The sequence below is a fragment of the Bradyrhizobium sp. KZN70725 genome (assembly GCF_055264925.1).
Genome location: NZ_JBUYWT010000001.1, coordinates 149363 through 166522, shown reverse-complemented (window position 1 = coordinate 166522; position 17160 = coordinate 149363). Strand labels below are relative to the sequence as shown.

The following is a 17160-nucleotide window of genomic DNA, read 5'->3' as shown; positions in this document are numbered from 1 at the left end:
TCGGGAAGTCGATCCGGCCGCCGGATCGGACCGGGAGCGGCAATCTGGAAAGCATTGCTGGGGGTTCCGCGATCAGTCTTGCGGCAATCGCGACCACCATCCAATTGCCATCCGGTTTCCCGCCATCCGGTTTCCCTTGGGGAATTCGAACGCCTGAGCCATGTTGCGATCCACGTTGACAGTCCCGATTTCCGAGCCGGTTTCGTCGATGCCGGCGGTGGCCGCCGCGCCGGCGCCGAAAATGAACAATGATGACAACCGCAATGGGACGGGCAACGGCCCCTCGACCTCGGTCATCACCAAGGTCAAGCCGAAGACCAAGCGTCCGAACCTGTACCGAGTCCTGATCCTGAACGACGACTACACGCCGATGGAGTTCGTCGTTCACGTGCTGGAACGATTCTTCAACAAGGACGCCGAGGCGGCGACCAAGATCATGCTGCACGTTCATCACCACGGGATCGGCGAGTGCGGCGTTTTTACCTACGAGATCGCCGAGACCAAGGTGACGCAAGTCATGGACTTCGCGCGCAAGCACCAGCATCCACTGCAGTGCGTGATGGAAAAGAAATAGGTCGCTGGAACGACTGACCCGCCGCGAGGCGCGGAATGGGTCTTGCATCGCGGTTTTTGATGGTGGTGAACGGCGTTCCCGTACGATCACGGGCGTCGCCGCGCGACGCCCCGATGCCCCGAATTTAGAAGAAAACCATCATCGCGGGACCGGTCTTTCGCCACGATCCGTCGTAACTATATCAAAGACGATCACGAAGGTTGTTATTGCCTGACCCGGTAATGGCGATCATGATGGCAGGGGGCCATAGAGGACGCGAATGCCAACTTTTTCCCAAAGCCTTGAACAGTCGCTGCACCGTGCATTGGCGATCGCAAACGAGCGCCACCATCAATACGCGACGCTCGAACATCTGCTGCTGTCGCTGATCGATGACTCGGATGCGGCGGCTGTGATGCGGGCCTGCAGCGTCGATCTCGACAAGCTCAGGACCAGCCTCGTTAATTATCTCGAGACCGAATTCGAAAACCTGGTGACTGACGGCGCCGATGACGCGAAGCCGACCGCCGGGTTCCAGCGCGTGATCCAGCGCGCGGTGATTCACGTCCAGTCGTCCGGTCGCGAGGAAGTGACCGGCGCCAACGTCCTGATCGCGATCTTCGCCGAGCGCGAGAGCCACGCCGCGTACTTCCTGCAGGAGCAGGACATGACGCGCTACGACGCCGTCAACTACATCAGCCACGGCATCGCCAAGCGGCCCGGCGTGTCCGAGGCGCGGCCGGTGCGCGGCGTCGACGAGGAAACCGAGACCAAGGGCAACGAGGACGCCAAGAAGAAGGGCGAGGCGCTCGAGACCTATTGCGTCAACCTCAACAAGAAGGCGCGCGACGGCAAGATCGATCCGGTGATTGGCCGCAATGCCGAGATCAACCGTGCGATCCAGGTGCTGTGCCGCCGCCAGAAGAACAACCCGCTGTTCGTCGGCGAAGCCGGCGTCGGCAAGACTGCGATCGCCGAAGGCCTCGCCAAGCGCATCGTCGACAGCGATGTGCCGGAAGTGCTGGCGGCCGCGACCGTGTTCTCGCTCGACATGGGCACGCTGCTTGCGGGCACCCGCTATCGCGGTGATTTCGAGGAGCGGCTCAAACAGGTCCTGAAGGAACTGGAGGCGCATCCGAACGCCATCCTGTTCATCGACGAGATCCACACCGTGATCGGCGCCGGCGCCACCTCCGGCGGCGCGATGGATGCGTCCAATCTGCTGAAGCCCGCGCTGGCTTCGGGCACGATCCGCTGCATGGGCTCGACCACCTACAAGGAATACCGTCAGCACTTCGAGAAGGACCGCGCGCTGGTGCGGCGCTTCCAGAAGATCGACGTCAACGAGCCGACGGTGGAAGACGCAATCGCGATCCTCAAGGGCCTGAAGCCCTATTTCGAGGATTACCATCGGCTGAAATACACCAACGAGGCGATCGAGGCGGCGGTGCAGCTGTCGTCGCGCTACATCCACGACCGCAAGCTGCCCGACAAGGCGATCGACGTGATCGACGAGTCCGGCGCGGCGCAGATGCTGGTCGCCGAGAGCAAGCGCAAGAAGACGATCGGCATCAAGGAGATCGAGACCACGATCGCGACCATGGCGCGGATCCCGCCGAAGAGCGTGTCGAAGGACGATGCCGAGGTGCTGAAGCATCTCGAGCAGACCTTGAAGCGCACGGTGTTCGGCCAGGACAAGGCGATCGAGTCGCTGGCGGCGTCGATCAAGCTGGCGCGAGCCGGCCTGCGCGAGCCGGAGAAGCCGATCGGCAGCTATTTGTTCTCGGGTCCGACCGGCGTCGGCAAGACCGAGGTGGCGAAGCAACTGGCGGCGTCGCTCGGTGTCGAGCTGCTGCGCTTCGACATGTCCGAATATATGGAGCGGCACACCGTGTCGCGCCTGATCGGCGCGCCTCCCGGCTATGTCGGTTTCGACCAGGGCGGCCTGCTCACCGATGGCGTGGACCAGCATCCGCATTGCGTCGTGCTGCTCGACGAAATCGAGAAGGCGCACCCGGATCTCTACAACGTGCTGCTGCAGATCATGGATCATGGCCGGCTCACCGACCACAACGGCAAGCAGGTCAACTTCCGCAACGTGATCCTGATCATGACCACGAATGCCGGCGCGGCCGATCTTGCGCGGCAGGCCTTCGGCTTCACCCGCTCGAAGCGGGAAGGCGACGATCACGAGGCGATCAATCGCCAGTTCGCGCCGGAGTTCCGCAACCGGCTGGATGCGATCGTCTCCTTCGCGCACCTCAATGCCGAGGTGATCGGCATGGTGGTCGAGAAGTTCGTGCTGCAGCTTGAGGCGCAACTCGCCGACCGCGACGTCACGATCGAGCTGTCCGAGCCTGCAAAGGCCTGGCTGATCGAGCACGGCTATGACGAGCAGATGGGCGCACGTCCGATGGCGCGCATCATCCAGGAACACATCAAGAAGCCGCTCGCGGATGAGGTGCTGTTCGGTCAGCTCAAGGGCGGCGGACACGTCCGCGTCATCCTGGTCAAGGACGAGGCGACTGCCAAGGACAAGATCGGCTTCGAATATGTCGAGGGCCCGGTCACGCCGAAGCCCGAGAACCTGCCGCCGCGCAAGCGCAAGCCGCCGAAGGGCGGTCCCAACGGCGGCGGAGGCGGCACCAAGGGGCCGGCCTCAAAGGGACCGATGGTCAAGGTCTGAGGCGCGAGCGAACAACCAAACGAAAAGGCCGGCTGAACAGCCGGCCTTTTTGTTTCTGGCGGTGGGAGGGGCGTCTCCGTGCCTTCACTCGCCCTTCAGCCGCTGACCCTCCTGGACTCGCACCCGGTCGGCGCCGCGGCTGCCGGCGGAGGACAGCCGGAGCGTGCTGAGCGCAGCTCCCACGACGGCAAAGCCGACGCCGACCATCAGCGAGATCCGGGTGCCGTCAGCCGGATAGCGCGCCAGCAGCAGCGCCACCAGAGCGGCGCCGATGGTCTGTCCGAGCAGGCGCGCGGTCCCTAACATGCCGCTGGCGCCGCCCGAGCGCTCGCGCGGGGCGGCGGCGATCATGGTGCGGTTGTTTGGGGTCTGGAACAGGCCGAAGCCGGCACCGGCGAGCGCCATGCGCCAGATCACGTCGACCGGCGTCGCGTTGGCCGGCATCAGGGCCAGCGTGCCCAATCCCGTCGCGAACAGCAGCAGGCCGATGCCGCCGAGCAGGCCGGCCGGATAGCGTTCCACCAGCCAGCCCGCGAGCGGGGCAGCGAACGCGACCGCGATCGGCCAAGGCGTGATCAACAGGCCGATCTGAACCGCCGAATATCCGAAATGATTTTCCAGATAGAACGGCATCGCGACAAAGGCCAGCATCTGGCCGCAGAACGAGGCGATCGAGGTGCCGATCGAGAGTGCGAAGATCGGAATCCGCAGCAGGTCGACGGGCAGCAGCGGCGAGGGCAGATGCTGCTGCCGCCGGTACAGCAAATGCGAGGCGACCGCGGCGACAGCGAACTCCAATGCGCAGAGATACAGCGACCCGCCATGGCCGGCGCTGTCGATCGCGCTGATACCGAACCCGAACGCGATGGCGCTCAGCGCGGCGCTCTGCCAGTCGAAGGCGTGAACCGCCGGCCTGGTGTGCGGCAGGAAGCGCCAGCCCAGCGCCAGCGTGACGATACCGAGCGGGATATTGATGGCGAACAGATACGGCCAGGTCCCGACCGCCAGGATGAACGAGGCGATGGTCGGGCCGACCGCGGCCGAGATCGCGACCACCAACGCGTTGACGCCGATGCCGCGGCCGAGCAGCGAATGCGGATAGATGAAGCGGACCAGCGCGGTGTTGACGCTGAGGATGCCTGCAGCGCCAAACCCCTGCAGGATGCGGCCGACCGTCAGCAGCGGCAGCGTGTGCGACAGCGCGCAGAACAGCGAGGCCAGCGTGAACAGCAACAGCCCCGCCAGATAGACGCGGCGATAGCCGATGATTTCGCCGAGCGAGGCCAGCGGCAGCAGCGAGATCGTGATCGCCAATTGATAGCCGTTGACGATCCAGATCGAGAACGCCGGGCTGGCGTTCAGATCCCGGGCAATGGTCGGCAGCGCAACGTTGGCGATCGAGCCGTCGACGACGGCCATCACGAGGCCGAGCGCGATCGTGAGAATGGCCCAATTGCGCTGCGGCTGCGGCAGCCCGTCGGGATGCTCAATGATCGCGGACGACATGTCGTGGAGTGGCTCTCGGTTCCGGCGTTGCGGGGGTTACCGCATGCTGGATTAGCCCGGCCTTTGCAACCCCGAATGCCGGATGCCGGCCGCGACTGGAACGAGGGCTCCGAGCCGAGATGGCTCAGCCCTGGCCGAGCAATTCGTTGATGCGCCGCTGTAGCTGCCGCTTCTTGATCTCGCTGCGGCGGACCCGCTCGTCGAGATCGCTGACCGGCGTGTCGGAGGTCATGATCCGGAAGGCGAGGCCGACCTTGTTGGCCTGGCGCCAGATCAGGCGGGCCAGGAACGAGCGGCCCTTGCGTGCGACGCTGAGATTCATCTCTTCGGGCAAGTGCGCGGCATCGCTAAATTCAACGCAGGCACCGCCTTCGCTGATATTGCGGACGACGCAATCCATCGTCGAGCCGCGTCCATTGATCTCCGCAACCGCACCATAGAACACCTTCTCGCGTACGTTCTGGCGCCGGTCCTGCATGGGAAATCCTCCAAATGAACGGCACGACTGTACCGGTCCGCCCCAGCGAAAAGAAGGGCGCCGGGGAACCCGTTGCAGTTAGTGTAAATATTTGCATCCGTGAGGGCGTGGATTCCCGGCTATTTTGCGCCGCAAGAGACCTATGGCTTCCCTCAAAAGCTTTTAGTTCGGCAGCCGGCTTTGCCGCCAGTCGCGCGGCGACAGGCCGTAATGGTCACGGAACACGCGGCCGAAATGCGAGAGATCGTTAAAGCCCCAGGCGAATGCAATCTCGCCGATGTGGCGATGCGCGTGCGCTGGTGAGGCGAGGTCGCGCTTGCAGCGCTCCAGCCGCTGCGCCAGCACGAAGCGCTGGAACGAGGTGTCCTCGTCGGCCAAAAGGCTGTTGACGTAGCGCGGCGAGATGCCGAGCGCGGCGGCGGTCTCGGCGAGGTTGAGCTCGGGGTTCGGCAGATGCGCAAGCACATGCGCCTTCAGCCGGTAGAGCAGCGCGGAGCGGTGGGTCGAGGCGGGCAGCGCGGCGCCGCCGAGCCGCTCGCTCATCGCCATCGCCATCAGGTCGGCGGCCTGGTCGGCAAGGCGGATCGCGTTGTCAGGATCGAGCTTGTCGGCGATCTCGGAGAGCCCCGCGATGAACTGCCAGGCGAGCCGCTGCACGGGACGATCCGATGTGAACGTGGTCGCAGTTAAGCCCTGGGTGCCGGCAAAGCGCCGGTGCAGCATGGCGCGCGGCACCTGGAAGATGATCTGCGTGAAGTCGGCGTTGAAGCGCAATTCATAGGGCCGGGTGGTGTCGTAGAATGCGAACTCGCCCGGTTGGATCACGGTCTCGCGGCCGTCCTGCAGCACGGCGCCCGCGCCACTCCGGCCGAGGGCGAACAGAACAAAATCCTCGCTGGCGCGAGCGATCCGCGACGGGGTACGCAGCACCCGTTGCCGGCTCGACGAGACGACCGAGCATTTCACCGCGCCCAGCTGCGCGCTGGTGATGGCGCCGTGGAAGGCGGTGCCGAGGTCGGACTTGCAGTCGAGCTGCACGAACACGTCGCAGACGATGTCCTGCCAGAGCGCAAGGCGCCGATGGGTGGGCGCGTCTTCCGTGGTGAACAGGGCCGGCATGATTTCCTCCCTTCACGAGTGCAAACGCTGGCCACGCAAACAAAGCAAGCTTCATACCGGGGACGGCCGGGGAATCTCCTCCGCAGTCGAATTTTCCTTCCGTCCTGGTCGAACGGCGTGCCCGGTCCCGGGGCAGCATGATGTCAGAGGCCGCCATGGCCGATCAAGCACGAACCGGCCGCAAGCGTCGGCCGCGAGGAGGACATCATGGGCATCGAACATCCGAAATACCGCGTTGCGGTGGTGCAGGCCGCACCTGCCTGGCTCGACCTCGACGCCTCCATCGCCAAGTCCATCGCGCTGATCGAGGAGGCCGCCGCTAAAGGGGCGAAGCTGATCGCGTTTCCCGAAGCCTTCATCCCCGGCTATCCCTGGTACATCTGGCTGGACTCGCCGGCCTGGGCGATCGGGCGCGGCTTCGTGCAGCGCTATTTCGACAACTCGCTGAGCTACGACAGCCCGCAGGCCGAGAAGCTGCGGCTCGCGGTCAAGAAGGCCGGCATGACCGCGGTGCTCGGCCTGTCCGAGCGCGACGGCGGCAGCCTCTACCTCGCGCAATGGCTGATCGGGCCCGACGGCGAGACCATCGCGAAGCGGCGCAAGCTGCGGCCGACCCATGCCGAGCGCACCGTCTATGGCGAGGGCGACGGCAGCGACCTTGCGGTGCATGACCGTCCCGGCATCGGCCGGCTCGGCGCGCTGTGCTGCTGGGAGCATCTGCAGCCGCTGTCGAAATACGCGATGTACGCCCAGAACGAGCAGGTCCATGTCGCGGCCTGGCCGAGCTTCTCGCTGTATGATCCGTTCGCGCCGGCGCTCGGCTGGGAGGTCAACAACGCGGCCTCGCGGGTCTATGCGGTCGAAGGCTCGTGCTTCGTGCTGGCGCCCTGCGCCACGGTCTCGCAGGCGATGGTCGACGAGATGTGCGACCGCGACGACAAGCACGCGCTGCTGCATGTCGGCGGCGGACATGCCGCGATCTACGGGCCGGACGGCAGCTCGATCGCCGAGAAGCTGCCGCCCGAGCAGGAGGGCCTGCTGCTCGCCGATATCGATCTCGGCGCGATCGGGATCGCCAAGAATGCCGCCGATCCGGCCGGGCACTATTCGCGCCCCGATGTCACGCGTCTGCTGCTGAACAAGAAGCCCTCGAAGCGCGTCGAGCATTTCGCGCTTCCGCTCGACAGCCTTGAGGAGATCGACGCGGCCGCGAGCTGAAAGCACGACATCCAACGGGAGGCGACTGCCATGGAATCCGCCATTCCATCTCATTTGCAGACAGTCCGATCGCGTCATCGGCGTGTGCCCGACGACTACGCGCCGCCTTATCCATCCTTCGTCGCGCGCCACAAGCCCGCGGTCACGCGCGTGATCATGGCCTATTTCGGCGTGCAATATCGCGGTGAGAGGAGCGCGGCGGCGACCGACGCGCTGGCGCAGATCGCCACGCGCTTTGCCAGAGAAAACAGTCCGACGCATTGGGACCGCGCGCAATATGTTGACCAGGCCGGCTTCACCAACGTCGTCTCGGTCGCCTATTGGGACGACGCCGGGCGTTTCGACGCCTGGTTCGACGGCGCGCGCGAGGCCTGGACCGGCAGCGGCGCCGGCGATGGCGTCGGTCGCTTCATCGAGGTGCTGCGGCCGCATGTTGCGCGCTACGAGACGCTGTTCTCGTCGCTCGGCCGTCCGGAGGGCGTCGCGGTGCTTGCCGACGGCATGAGCGGCGAGGTGCAGGAGCACGCCTATTGGGGCGGTATGCGCGACCGTATCCCGCTGTCGCAGACCGACGCGATGACGCCGGGCGGCGAGCCGCGCGTGATCCGCGACGGCGCACGCATCCGTGTGGTCGCGCATGACAATCTCTGCCTGATCCGTTCCGGACAGGACTGGAGCGATACCGAGGCAGCGGAACGCAAGATGTATCTCGACGATGTCGAACCGGTGCTGCGCGAGGGCATGGATTTCCTGCGCGACGACGGTGTGCCGATCGGCTGCTATGCCAACCGCTATATGCGCGTTGTCGATGCGGAGGGCAGGCCAACCGAAAAGTCCTACGGCCAGAGCTGGTGGAAGAGCCTTGCGGCACTCGAGCGCTGGGCGGAATCGCACCCGACCCATGTCAGGATTTTTGGCGCGGCGATGAAGTATCTCTCGACCTTGGGGCCGAACGCCAAGCTCAGGCTGTATCACGAGGTCACGGTGGCAGGCGCCGACGAGCAGTTCTTCGAATATCTCGGCTGCCATGAACGGACCGGCATGCTCACCGCCATACAGGTTGCGGCGGCGCCATCCGCCTGAGAGCTCGCCTCAACATTGCTCCGTCATGGCCGGGCTTGTCCGCGCCATGCCAGCACGCCGCGGCTTCTCCGTGACTGACTGGTGTCTCTGGAATACCGGATCGCCCGGTCGAGCCGAGCGACGACGCCTTGAGTTGGCTAAGTGCTCGTGTCTAGCGCCGAGCCTTACGCCACGCGCTCGCGCAGGCCCTTGGCGACTTCCTTCTGCGCGTCGAACTCGCGGCGCAGGCGGGCCAGCTCCTCGGCGCTGAGCGCATCGGCGTTGCTGTAGTCGCGCTTCCAGGCATGGTCCGCGCTCCAGCGCAGTGGTGACTGCACGGTGGTCTGCGGACCGGGCGCCTGCTCAAGCACGCGCAGCGCCAGCTCCAGCGTGAACGCCTGCGAGGCGACGTCCTGCGGCTTGCCGGCGGAATTGCCGAGCGGGAAATCGGAGAACAGGAAGCGCGGCACCGCAGCGTGCTCGACGATATCCTTGGCGCAGCCCATCACGACGGTGGAGATGCCGTTGGCCTCGAGGTGCCGCGCCACCAGGCTGACGGTCTGGTGGCAGACCGGGCAGTTCGGCACCAGCACCGCGGCGTCGACCTTGTCGTCACGGCAACGCTTGAGGATTTCGGGCGCGTCGGTCTCGATGGTGACGCGGTGGCTGCGGTTGGTCGGGGCGCCGAAGAAGCGCGGCGCGACGTCGCCGATCGTGCCGGCCGCGGCGAGGCGCTTGAGCTGTGCCAGCGGGAACCAGGTGCCGTTGTCGGTCGCCGTGGTGTGGGTGCGGTCATAGGCGATGTGCGAAATCCGCAGATCGTGCTGCTTTGACGTGTCGCCGTCATAGACCGCATAGAACTTGGCCCCGCCGTTGTATTTCGCGCCGGGACCCTGGTCGCCCCGTGCCGGATCGAACGGCGCCGCGGTCGTGATGATGGCGACCCGGGACTGGTTCAGCGGCTTCTTCAGGGGCTGGAACGGGGCGGAGGTGTAATGCGCCCAGCGGTAGGGGGCGGTGTAGCCGATAGCCGCGTAATAATCGCGGGTTCGCTTCATATAGCCGATCGGGGCGTCGTCATCGGGGGCAAAGCCGAGTTGATCGTCGGATGCTGCGGCCATTTTGCGCTCCCTTTTGCGCGCCATCATTTCAGTCCATAGCTAGACCACGAGCTTGCGGTGTCAAGCCGCGCCCGCACGGGAACAGAATTGCCATGCGAACCGGTCGTTGCGCCGCATTGGTCATGCTTGTGCTGCTGGTGCCGCCGGCCCGCGTCGGCGCGGAGGACGCTCCGGCCGCGGCCCCGGCGCCGCCGCCTGGCACCGAGCAGCCGGCAGCGCCGCCCCCGGACAAGCCCGCTGAGCAGCCCGCGGCCGCGCCGGCGGAGCCGCCTGCGCCACCGCCGGGAGAGCAGGCCGCACCATCGGCCGACAAACCTGCCGCGTCCCCGGCGGATACGCCCGCAGCGCCGGCCGAGAAGCCCGCGGCGGCGACCGACAAGCCCGCGGACGATGTGCGCGAGAGCGACACCCGCGAGGCGATGTGCCTGATGATCGAGTCGGCGGCGCGGGCCAACGATCTGCCGCTCGAATTCTTCGCGCGCGTGATCTGGCAGGAGAGCCGCTTCCAGGCCGATGCGGTTGGTCCGATGACCCGCAACGGCCAGCGCGCGCAGGGCATCGCGCAATTCATGCCGGGCACGGCAAACGAGCGCGGGTTGCTCGATCCGTTCAATCCGGTGCAGGCGCTGCCGAAGTCGGCCGAATTCCTCAGCGAGCTGCGCAACCAGTTCGGCAATCTCGGCCTCGCGGCCGCGGCCTACAATGCCGGCCCGCGCCGGATCCAGGATTGGCTCGCCGGCTCCGGCTACATGCCGCAGGAGACGCGCAATTACGTCTCCGCGATCACCGGCTCCAGCGTCGACGACTGGGCCGCTGCCGGGCGCAACGGCAAGATGCCGCAGCGCGCGCCGACCACGAGCTGCCGCGAGCTGATGGCGCTGCTCAAGCGCGCGCCGAATCCGTTCGTCGCTGGGCTCGAGCAGCACATCACGCTGTCGGCCGCCAAGGTCTGGGGCGTCCAGCTCGCCGCCGGCTTCAGCCGCGACAAGGCGCTCGCGATGTATGCCCGCGCCATCAAGCGGCTGTCGAACGTGATCGGCGATCAGGATCCGAGCCTCTTGAGCTCGCGGCTACGCACCCGCGGCAGCGCGACCTTTTACCAGGTGCGCATCGGCGCCGACACGCGCCCCGAGGCCGACGGCCTGTGCAACCGCATTCGCAAGGCGGGCGGGGCGTGTTTCGTGCTGAAGAACAGGGCGTGATTGTGTGGATCGGTAGCCCGGATGAAGCGAAGCGCAATCCGGGACAGCTCTCGCCGGTTGCAAGAGCGGCCCCGGATTTCGCTGGCGCTTCATCCGGGCTACCAAGGCGCATACCCGCCCTGTGCCGTCTCTTGCTTGACCCTGCGTTGTCAGCGCCCTAAGCCGCCGCGATTGCAAACCATCCGGTTCCCCGTGGCGCTTCCTCCGCTCGATTCTCCGCAATGGCACACCTCGTTCCGCGCCTTCCTGTGGGGCGCACGGTCGATCGGCGCGACCGTGTTGACCCTGGTGCTGTTTGCGACCTATCTCGGCATCGGCGCGCTGGCGCATGATTCCGGCTTCTCGCTGGGCTGGACCCTGGCGAGCACGGCGTTCGTCTGGGCCGGTCCCGCGCAGATCATCGTGATCACGACACTCGGCTCCGGCGCCACCGTGCTGCAATCGGCGATCGCGGTCACCGTCAGCGCGATCCGCCTGTTTCCGATGGTGGTGTCGGTGTTGCCGATGATGCGGACCGAACAGACCAAGCGCCGGCATCTGATCCTGGTGGCGCATCTCACCGCCGTGACGCTGTGGGTCGAATGCTTCCGCTTCCTGCCGCAGGTGCCGCGCAACCGGCGGATCGCCTTCATCCACGGGCTCGGCTGCGGCCTGGTCACGGTCTGCCTGATCGCCAACACGATCGGCTACATGCTCGCGGCCAACCTCACGCCGCTGTTCGCCGCCGGCATGCTGATGCTGACGCCGCTCGCCTTCCTGTTCTCCACGGCGCGCAACTGCCGCGAGCTCGCCGATGTCATCGCGCTGGTGCTCGGCCTATTGCTGTTCCCGCTGGCGGCGATGCTGAACAGCGGCGTCGACATCCTGGTCAGCGGCGTCGTCGCCGGCACCATCGCCTATGCCGTGCACCGCGCGAGGGCAGGCATCGTCGGGGCGCGCGCATGAGCGGTTTCATCGGCGAATGGCACGCGCTGGCGATCCTGTTTGTCGCGGGCGTCATCCCCAACCAGATCTGGCGCATGCTCGGCCTGTGGTTCGGCGGCGGCATCGACGAGAACTCCGAACTCTTGGTCTGGGTGAGGGCGGTCGCCACCGCGATCCTCGCCGGTATCATCGCGCAGATCGTGGTGCAACCGCCGGGCGCGCTCGCCAGCGTGCCGGACTGGCTGCGCTACGGCGCCGTCGCCGCCGGCTTTGTCGTGTTCATGCTGGCGAGGAAATCGATCTTCGCCGGCGTGATCGCAGGCGAAGTCGTCATGATCGCTGGCAAATACTGGCTCGCCTGATTGCGGCGTCCGCATTATCCGCTAGTCTCGCTCCCCAAGAACAAGACAACGGGGAAACGGCATGCAGCGGCGCGCATCATCGCTAATCATTGTTGCTCTGACGGCGTTGCTGGCGGCGACGCTGCCGGCGCGTGCCGCGGATTATCCGACGCGACCGATCAAGCTCGTGGTGCCGTATGCCGCGGGCGGGCCGACCGACGTGCTCGGCCGCATCGTCGGCGAATATCTCGGGCGCGATCTCAAACAGGTGGTCGTGGTCGAGAACAAGGCCGGTGCGCAGGGCGCGATCGGCGCCGAGGCCGTGGCGCGCTCCGATCCCGACGGCTACACGCTGTTCGTGACGGCCGCCTCGATCTTCGTGCTCAATCCGATGCTCTACAAGAAGCTGCCCTACGATCCGGCCAGGGATTTTCGCCTGCTGTCCGTCATCACGGACGCGCCGATGATCATGGAGGTGCACCCGTCGGTGCCGGCGAGGACGATCGCGGAGTTCGTCGCTTACGCGAAGAAGAATCCCGGAAAACTCAATTTCGGATCGGCGGGCACCGGCGGCACGGTTCATCTCGCCGGCGAGATGTTCAAGCAGATGGCCGGCGTCGAGATGACCCACGTGCCGTACAAGGGCGCAGGACCCGCGCTGACCGATCTGCTGTCCGGCAACATCCAGCTGATGTTCGACACGCTCGGCACCGCGCTGCCGCCGGTCAAATCGGGCATGCTGCGGCCGCTCGGCGTCAGCTCGACGGAGCGCATCCCCGATTTGCCCGATCTGCCGACGATCGCCGAGAGCGGCTATCCCGATTATGCGGTCAGCGTCTGGTATGGTATCGCAGCGCCGTCGAGGGTGCCTGACGACATCGCCGACAAGATCAAGGCGAGCCTCGACCGGGCCTTGAACGACGAAGCGTTCCGCGCTTCGCTGCTCAAGATCGGTTTCCCGCCGCTGCATGCGAAGAGCCAGGCCGAGATCGACAAGTTCGTGAATACCGATCGCGCGCGATGGGCGGGCGTGGTCAAGGCGCTGAACATATCGCTGGATTGACACATGGTACGTGAAATGGAACTGCGCCAGGGCGAGGTCGCCGTCGACATGCCGACGGCGCGCGATGCCGCGCTTGTCTTCATCGGCCGCATCCGCACGCCCTGGACCTCGCGGCTGGCGACGCCGCGACAGGGGCGCCATGACGGCCCGGTGTGCCGGCTCGAGATTTTCGAGCCCTGGGTCGCCGCGATCAAGGGCGTCGATTTCTATTCAAATCTCGAGGTGCTGTACTGGCTGCATCAGTCGCGCCGCGACATCGTGCTGCAAAGCCCGAAGAACAACGGCAACACCCGCGGCACCTTCTCGCTGCGCTCGCCGGTGCGCCCCAATCCGATCGGCACCGCGATCGTCAAGCTGGTCGGCGTCGAGGGCAACGTCATCTTGGTGCGCGGCCTCGACTGCCTCGACGAGACGCCGCTGATCGACGTCAAGCCCGATCGCTGCGAGTTCACCCCGCTGGCTCCGCCGCAGGCCGGGGACTTTGAGACGGAGTAGAATCTCTCAACCGGTCATTCCGGGGCGATGCGAAGCATCGAACCCGGAATCTCGAGATTCCGGGTTCGCGCTCCGCGCGCCCCGGAATGACAGCGGTGGGATTACTTCAACGCTGCGATCAGCTTCGCCGCGCTGGCCTCCAGCACCTTGCCGTCTTCCTTGTGGCTCGCGGGCGGCAGCAGTGCGACGCCGTCCTTGCGTGGCATGACGTGCATGTGCAGATGGAAGACGACCTGGCCACCGGCCGGCTCGTTGAATTGCTGGACCGTGATGCCGTCGGCTTCGAACGCCTTCATCGCGGCGGCGGCGATCTTGTGCGAGGCGCGCGCGACATGGGCGTAGTCGTCGGGCTTGATGTCGAGGATGTTGCGGGCAGGGGCCTTCGGGATCACGAGCGTGTGCCCCGGCGAGCGCGGCATGATGTCGAGGAACGCGAACACGTGCTCGTCCTCATAGACCTTGTAGCAGGGCAGCTCGCCGCGCAGGATCTTCGCGAAGATGTTGTTGTTGTCGTAGGCGGCGGGCATGGCGGCGGCTCCTCGATGATGCTGATTTATTGCCTAGGTGGCGGCGGAGACGTCAAGCGTCGTCGTCGACCGTCTTGCGGAACGGGCCGGCCTCGGTGAGCTCGCGGCCGACCTCGGCGACATAGTCGCGCTCGCGCTTGAGGTAATCGGCGATCGCACGGCGCAGCCCGGGATCGGCGATGAAATGCGCCGAATAGGTGGTCTGCGGCAGGTAGCCGCGCGCCAGCTTGTGCTCGCCCTGCGCGCCGGCCTCGACCACCTTGAGGCCGCGCTGAACCGCGAAATCGATCGCCTGGTAGTAGCAGACCTCGAAATGCAGGAACGGGTGGTGCTCGATCGCGCCCCAGTTGCGGCCGAACAGCGTGTCGGAGCCGATGAAGTTGATCGCACCGGCGATCCAGCGGCCGTTGCGCTTGGCCATCACCAGCAGCACGTCCCGGCTCATCGTCTCGCCGATCAGCGAGAAGAATTCTCGGGTCAGATACGGCCGGCCCCATTTGCGCGAGCCGGTCTCCATGTAGAACTCGAAGAACGCATCCCAGGCGTCCTCGGTGATGTCCGAGCCGGCCAGCCAGTGGATGGTGATCCCGGCGGCGACCGCCTCGCGGCGCTCGCGCTTGATGCCCTTGCGATGGCGGGAGTTCAGCGAACCGAGAAAGTCGTCGAAGGTCTTGTAGCCCTGATTGTGCCAGTGGAACTGCTGGTCGGTCCGCTGCAGGAAACCGTGGGCGCCGAGGAACCTGGCCTCGTCCTCGCGGGCGAACGTCACATGCACGGAGGACGCCTCGGTGGCGTTGCAGAGCGCCCGCAGGCCCCGCGCCAGCGCCGAGCCGATCACCTCGCGGTCGACGCCGTCGCGGATCAACAGCCGCGGCCCGGTCGCGGGCGTGAAGGGGACCGACACCTGAAGCTTCGGGTAATAGCTGCCGCCGGCGCGGTGGTAGGCCTCGGCCCAGCCGCGGTCGAACACGTATTCGCCCTGCGAGTGCGATTTCAGATAGCAGGGCACGACGCCGACGATCCGGCCATCGAGCTTCGCGATCAGATGCCGCGGGCCCCAGCCGGTCCGCGGACAGGCCGACTTGGAGGCTTCGGCGGCGGCAAAAAAGGCGTGGGAAACGAATGGGTTATAGCTCGAACTTGCGGTGGTCTGGCAATCCTTTGCGGAACCGGGCGAGGCCAGCGTGTCGAGGTGATGGATGCTGTCCGCATCCGCCTTGGGATTGGCGCAGGCGTCCCATTCGGCGGCCGGAATGCCGCCGATGTCGGCTACAGCCTCTAGGGTGATTTCAGAAGACGCCATCGAGAATGAAGACCGGTGCCTCGTTTGAGCATGATCTTTCCGGAACAGCTGGCTCCACTTCCGGATCATGCCCCGCATTGCGCCATCGCCGATGACGACCAACCCTCGCCAACATCGTGCGTCGCAGCGACGAGTTCAAGACTGCAAGGGCATGTCTCGGACATGTCAGGTTCCCGGCACGAACCCCTCGAAAATCATCTGGTCGGCGTAGCGCGCCGCGCGCTCGCGCTGTTCCACCGTCCGCACGGTCCAGGCCAGCAGCGCACAGCCGAACACGTTGCGGGCGATCCACGGCTCCGGTGCCGGCAGCTGGTTGACCCAATAGGCGACGAAATGCGGCTCGGTCGTAAAGCCGTGCCGCAGGTATAGCATGCTGTCGCGCTGTGCCGGCGTCAGCTTGTCCCAATGGCCGTCGTCATAGGTGCGCTGGGCGGTGATGCCGCGCGGCAGGTTCGGCATGATCTCGCGCAGCGCCAGCACCTGGTCGGGATCGAAGGACATGCCGACCACCGGGCCGGAATAGGACGCCAGCACCTCGGCCATCCGCCGCACCAGCTTGCGGTCGCCGTCGAAATGGCTCTTCACCTCGACCACCAGCGGCACGCGGCCGGCGACCAGCGCGCAGAGATCGCCGAGCGTCATCATCTGCTCGGCGGTGTCCTTGAACTTGACGGCCTTCAGCTCGGCCGCCGTCCTGGTTGCCAGCAGCCCCGCCCCCTCGGTGAGGCGGCCGAGCGCATCGTCGTGATGCACCATGGCCTCGCCGTCGGCGGTGAGCTGGATATCGCACTCGATGGCGAAGTTGCCGGCTACCGCGGCGGTGGCCGCGGCCGGCATGTTCTCGATGATGCCGCGTGCGGCATCGTGCAGGCCGCGATGGGCAACCGGCCGTTTCGTCAGCCAATCAGGAGCGCGCATCGATCAGGCGACTTCGAACACGCCTTCGACTTCGACCGCGGCGTCCGCGGGCAGCGAGGCGACGCCCACGGTGGTACGGGCATGGCGGCCCTTGTCGCCGAACGCCTCGACCATCAGGTCGGAGGCGCCGTTCAGCACCTTCGGCCCGTCAAAGAAGTCGGGCGCCGAATTGATGAATCCGCCGAGCCGCACCACGCGCACGACCTTGTCGAGGTCGCCGAGCGCGGCCTTGATCTGGGCCAGCAGATTGATTGCGCAGCCGCGCGCGGCAGCGGCGCCCTGTTCGAGCGTGACGCCGGCGCCGAGCTTGCCCTTGGCGATCAGCTTGCCCTCGGCGTTGAAGCAGACCTGGCCGGACACGAACAGCAGGTTTCCGCTGCGGACGAAGGGGACATAGTTTGCGACCGGGGAGGTCGGCTCGGGAAGTGTGATGCCCTGTGACGCCAGTTTTTGTTCGACGGTACCCGCCATTTTTGGTCCCCCAATTGGATTGCACGAAGCCTGAAACGCGGTCAGGGCCAAGTTTGTTTCGATTGTTTCGCGCATCGTGCCGCCGGTTGCAAGCGACGGTAAGGTGAGGACAACGCGGCCATGACGTGCCGAATCGCACGGAAAGCTGCCGAAAATGACGGCAATTTCGCTGC

At 65.9% G+C, this 17160-nt stretch carries 18 protein-coding genes; 9 read left to right on the top strand and 9 right to left on the bottom strand.

The window, feature by feature from the left end:
• Window positions 1-72: 72 nt before the first annotated feature.
• The gene (locus ACZBJS_RS00860) at window positions 73-249 is read right to left on the bottom strand and encodes a hypothetical protein (RefSeq protein WP_156436563.1); all 177 of its coding nucleotides are present in this window, start codon (window positions 247-249) and stop codon (window positions 73-75) included.
• On the opposite strand from ACZBJS_RS00860, the gene clpS reads away from it, so the two are divergent.
• Entirely contained in the window at window positions 242-574 is a 333-nt protein-coding gene (gene clpS, locus ACZBJS_RS00855; protein WP_038385792.1) for an ATP-dependent Clp protease adapter ClpS, read from the top strand. The genes ACZBJS_RS00860 and clpS overlap by 8 nt on opposite strands.
• Before the next feature lie 259 nt (window positions 575-833).
• Window positions 834-3239, top strand: coding sequence for an ATP-dependent Clp protease ATP-binding subunit ClpA (clpA, locus tag ACZBJS_RS00850; protein ID WP_028336408.1), 2406 nt, complete (start codon window positions 834-836; stop codon window positions 3237-3239).
• 84 nt (window positions 3240-3323) lie between these two features.
• On the opposite strand, the gene ACZBJS_RS00845 is transcribed toward clpA, so the two are convergent.
• The 3 genes from ACZBJS_RS00845 to ACZBJS_RS00835 all read right to left on the bottom strand — a co-directional run bounded on the left by ACZBJS_RS00845 (window position 3324) and on the right by ACZBJS_RS00835 (window position 6342).
• On the bottom strand, window positions 3324-4745 hold the full coding sequence (locus tag ACZBJS_RS00845; protein WP_316395050.1) for an MFS transporter: 1422 nt from the start codon (window positions 4743-4745) through the stop codon (window positions 3324-3326).
• Window positions 4746-4869: 124 nt separating this feature from the next.
• On the bottom strand, window positions 4870-5223 hold the full coding sequence (locus ACZBJS_RS00840) for a PilZ domain-containing protein (protein ID WP_229160680.1): 354 nt from the start codon (window positions 5221-5223) through the stop codon (window positions 4870-4872).
• Window positions 5224-5385: 162 nt separating this feature from the next.
• A complete protein-coding gene (locus ACZBJS_RS00835; protein WP_316395048.1) occupies window positions 5386-6342 on the bottom strand; it encodes an AraC-like ligand-binding domain-containing protein in 957 nt (318 codons plus the stop codon).
• Window positions 6343-6549: 207 nt separating this feature from the next.
• Between ACZBJS_RS00835 and ACZBJS_RS00830 the strand changes: the two genes are divergently transcribed.
• Together ACZBJS_RS00830 and ACZBJS_RS00825 are read left to right on the top strand one after the other, a co-directional pair.
• On the top strand, window positions 6550-7560 hold the full coding sequence (locus ACZBJS_RS00830; protein WP_076834510.1) for a carbon-nitrogen hydrolase family protein: 1011 nt from the start codon (window positions 6550-6552) through the stop codon (window positions 7558-7560).
• Window positions 7561-7590: 30 nt separating this feature from the next.
• Window positions 7591-8643, top strand: a complete 1053-nt coding sequence (locus ACZBJS_RS00825; RefSeq protein WP_316395045.1) for a phenylacetaldoxime dehydratase family protein — start codon at window positions 7591-7593, stop codon at window positions 8641-8643.
• A gap of 164 nt (window positions 8644-8807) precedes the next feature.
• Here the strand turns inward: ACZBJS_RS00825 and ACZBJS_RS00820 are convergent, their stop codons facing one another.
• Window positions 8808-9743: a glycine/sarcosine/betaine reductase selenoprotein B family protein gene (locus tag ACZBJS_RS00820; RefSeq protein ID WP_316395043.1), complete on the bottom strand. Its 936-nt coding sequence runs from the start codon at window positions 9741-9743 to the stop codon at window positions 8808-8810.
• 92 nt (window positions 9744-9835) lie between these two features.
• Here ACZBJS_RS00820 and ACZBJS_RS00815 point away from each other — a divergent pair, with 92 nt between their 5' ends.
• The 5 genes from ACZBJS_RS00815 to tsaA all read left to right on the top strand — a co-directional run bounded on the left by ACZBJS_RS00815 (window position 9836) and on the right by tsaA (window position 13768).
• The gene (locus ACZBJS_RS00815; protein ID WP_253623770.1) at window positions 9836-10945 is read left to right on the top strand and encodes a lytic transglycosylase domain-containing protein; all 1110 of its coding nucleotides are present in this window, start codon (window positions 9836-9838) and stop codon (window positions 10943-10945) included.
• Between the two features lie 192 nt (window positions 10946-11137).
• Window positions 11138-11890, top strand: a complete 753-nt coding sequence (locus tag ACZBJS_RS00810; RefSeq protein ID WP_028336401.1) for an AzlC family ABC transporter permease — start codon at window positions 11138-11140, stop codon at window positions 11888-11890.
• On the top strand, window positions 11887-12231 hold the full coding sequence (locus ACZBJS_RS00805; RefSeq protein WP_076834502.1) for an AzlD domain-containing protein: 345 nt from the start codon (window positions 11887-11889) through the stop codon (window positions 12229-12231). Before ACZBJS_RS00810 ends, ACZBJS_RS00805 begins: the two co-directional genes overlap by 4 nt.
• Window positions 12232-12292: 61 nt before the next feature.
• Complete coding sequence (locus tag ACZBJS_RS00800) at window positions 12293-13273, top strand: Bug family tripartite tricarboxylate transporter substrate binding protein (protein WP_316395040.1); 981 nt, start codon at window positions 12293-12295, stop codon at window positions 13271-13273.
• A gap of 3 nt (window positions 13274-13276) precedes the next feature.
• Entirely contained in the window at window positions 13277-13768 is a 492-nt protein-coding gene (gene tsaA, locus ACZBJS_RS00795; protein ID WP_310885854.1) for a tRNA (N6-threonylcarbamoyladenosine(37)-N6)-methyltransferase TrmO, read from the top strand.
• 101 nt (window positions 13769-13869) lie between these two features.
• Here the strand turns inward: tsaA and ACZBJS_RS00790 are convergent, their stop codons facing one another.
• The 4 genes from ACZBJS_RS00790 to ACZBJS_RS00775 all read right to left on the bottom strand — a co-directional run bounded on the left by ACZBJS_RS00790 (window position 13870) and on the right by ACZBJS_RS00775 (window position 16987).
• Window positions 13870-14295: an HIT family protein gene (locus tag ACZBJS_RS00790; protein ID WP_057020806.1), complete on the bottom strand. Its 426-nt coding sequence runs from the start codon at window positions 14293-14295 to the stop codon at window positions 13870-13872.
• 52 nt (window positions 14296-14347) lie between these two features.
• Window positions 14348-15598, bottom strand: a complete 1251-nt coding sequence (locus ACZBJS_RS00785; protein WP_310885856.1) for a GNAT family N-acetyltransferase — start codon at window positions 15596-15598, stop codon at window positions 14348-14350.
• 165 nt (window positions 15599-15763) lie between these two features.
• Window positions 15764-16516 (bottom strand): glycerophosphodiester phosphodiesterase, encoded by a 753-nt coding sequence (locus ACZBJS_RS00780; RefSeq protein ID WP_076834494.1) that lies wholly within the window; start codon window positions 16514-16516, stop codon window positions 15764-15766.
• Between the two features lie 3 nt (window positions 16517-16519).
• Window positions 16520-16987, bottom strand: a complete 468-nt coding sequence (locus ACZBJS_RS00775) for a RidA family protein (protein ID WP_016845428.1) — start codon at window positions 16985-16987, stop codon at window positions 16520-16522.
• Window positions 16988-17160: the final 173 nt, after the last annotated feature.

Bases quoted from the DNA above. Each gene is read 5' to 3' on its own strand.
- ACZBJS_RS00815 (WP_253623770.1), top strand. From the start codon at position 9,836: ATGCGAACCGGTCGTTGCGCCGCATTGGTCATGCTTGTGCTGCTGGTG.
- ACZBJS_RS00805 (WP_076834502.1), top strand. From the start codon at position 11,887: ATGAGCGGTTTCATCGGCGAATGGCACGCGCTGGCGATCCTGTTTGTC.
- ACZBJS_RS00830 (WP_076834510.1), top strand. From the start codon at position 6,550: ATGGGCATCGAACATCCGAAATACCGCGTTGCGGTGGTGCAGGCCGCA.
- ACZBJS_RS00775 (WP_016845428.1), bottom strand. From the start codon at position 16,987: ATGGCGGGTACCGTCGAACAAAAACTGGCGTCACAGGGCATCACACTT.
- ACZBJS_RS00790 (WP_057020806.1), bottom strand. From the start codon at position 14,295: ATGCCCGCCGCCTACGACAACAACAACATCTTCGCGAAGATCCTGCGC.
- ACZBJS_RS00800 (WP_316395040.1), top strand. From the start codon at position 12,293: ATGCAGCGGCGCGCATCATCGCTAATCATTGTTGCTCTGACGGCGTTG.
- ACZBJS_RS00845 (WP_316395050.1), bottom strand. From the start codon at position 4,745: ATGTCGTCCGCGATCATTGAGCATCCCGACGGGCTGCCGCAGCCGCAG.
- ACZBJS_RS00840 (WP_229160680.1), bottom strand. From the start codon at position 5,223: ATGCAGGACCGGCGCCAGAACGTACGCGAGAAGGTGTTCTATGGTGCG.
- ACZBJS_RS00785 (WP_310885856.1), bottom strand. From the start codon at position 15,598: ATGGCGTCTTCTGAAATCACCCTAGAGGCTGTAGCCGACATCGGCGGC.
- clpS (WP_038385792.1), top strand. From the start codon at position 242: ATGAACAATGATGACAACCGCAATGGGACGGGCAACGGCCCCTCGACC.
- clpA (WP_028336408.1), top strand. From the start codon at position 834: ATGCCAACTTTTTCCCAAAGCCTTGAACAGTCGCTGCACCGTGCATTG.
- ACZBJS_RS00835 (WP_316395048.1), bottom strand. From the start codon at position 6,342: ATGCCGGCCCTGTTCACCACGGAAGACGCGCCCACCCATCGGCGCCTT.
- ACZBJS_RS00825 (WP_316395045.1), top strand. From the start codon at position 7,591: ATGGAATCCGCCATTCCATCTCATTTGCAGACAGTCCGATCGCGTCAT.
- ACZBJS_RS00820 (WP_316395043.1), bottom strand. From the start codon at position 9,743: ATGGCCGCAGCATCCGACGATCAACTCGGCTTTGCCCCCGATGACGAC.
- tsaA (WP_310885854.1), top strand. From the start codon at position 13,277: ATGGTACGTGAAATGGAACTGCGCCAGGGCGAGGTCGCCGTCGACATG.
- ACZBJS_RS00780 (WP_076834494.1), bottom strand. From the start codon at position 16,516: ATGCGCGCTCCTGATTGGCTGACGAAACGGCCGGTTGCCCATCGCGGC.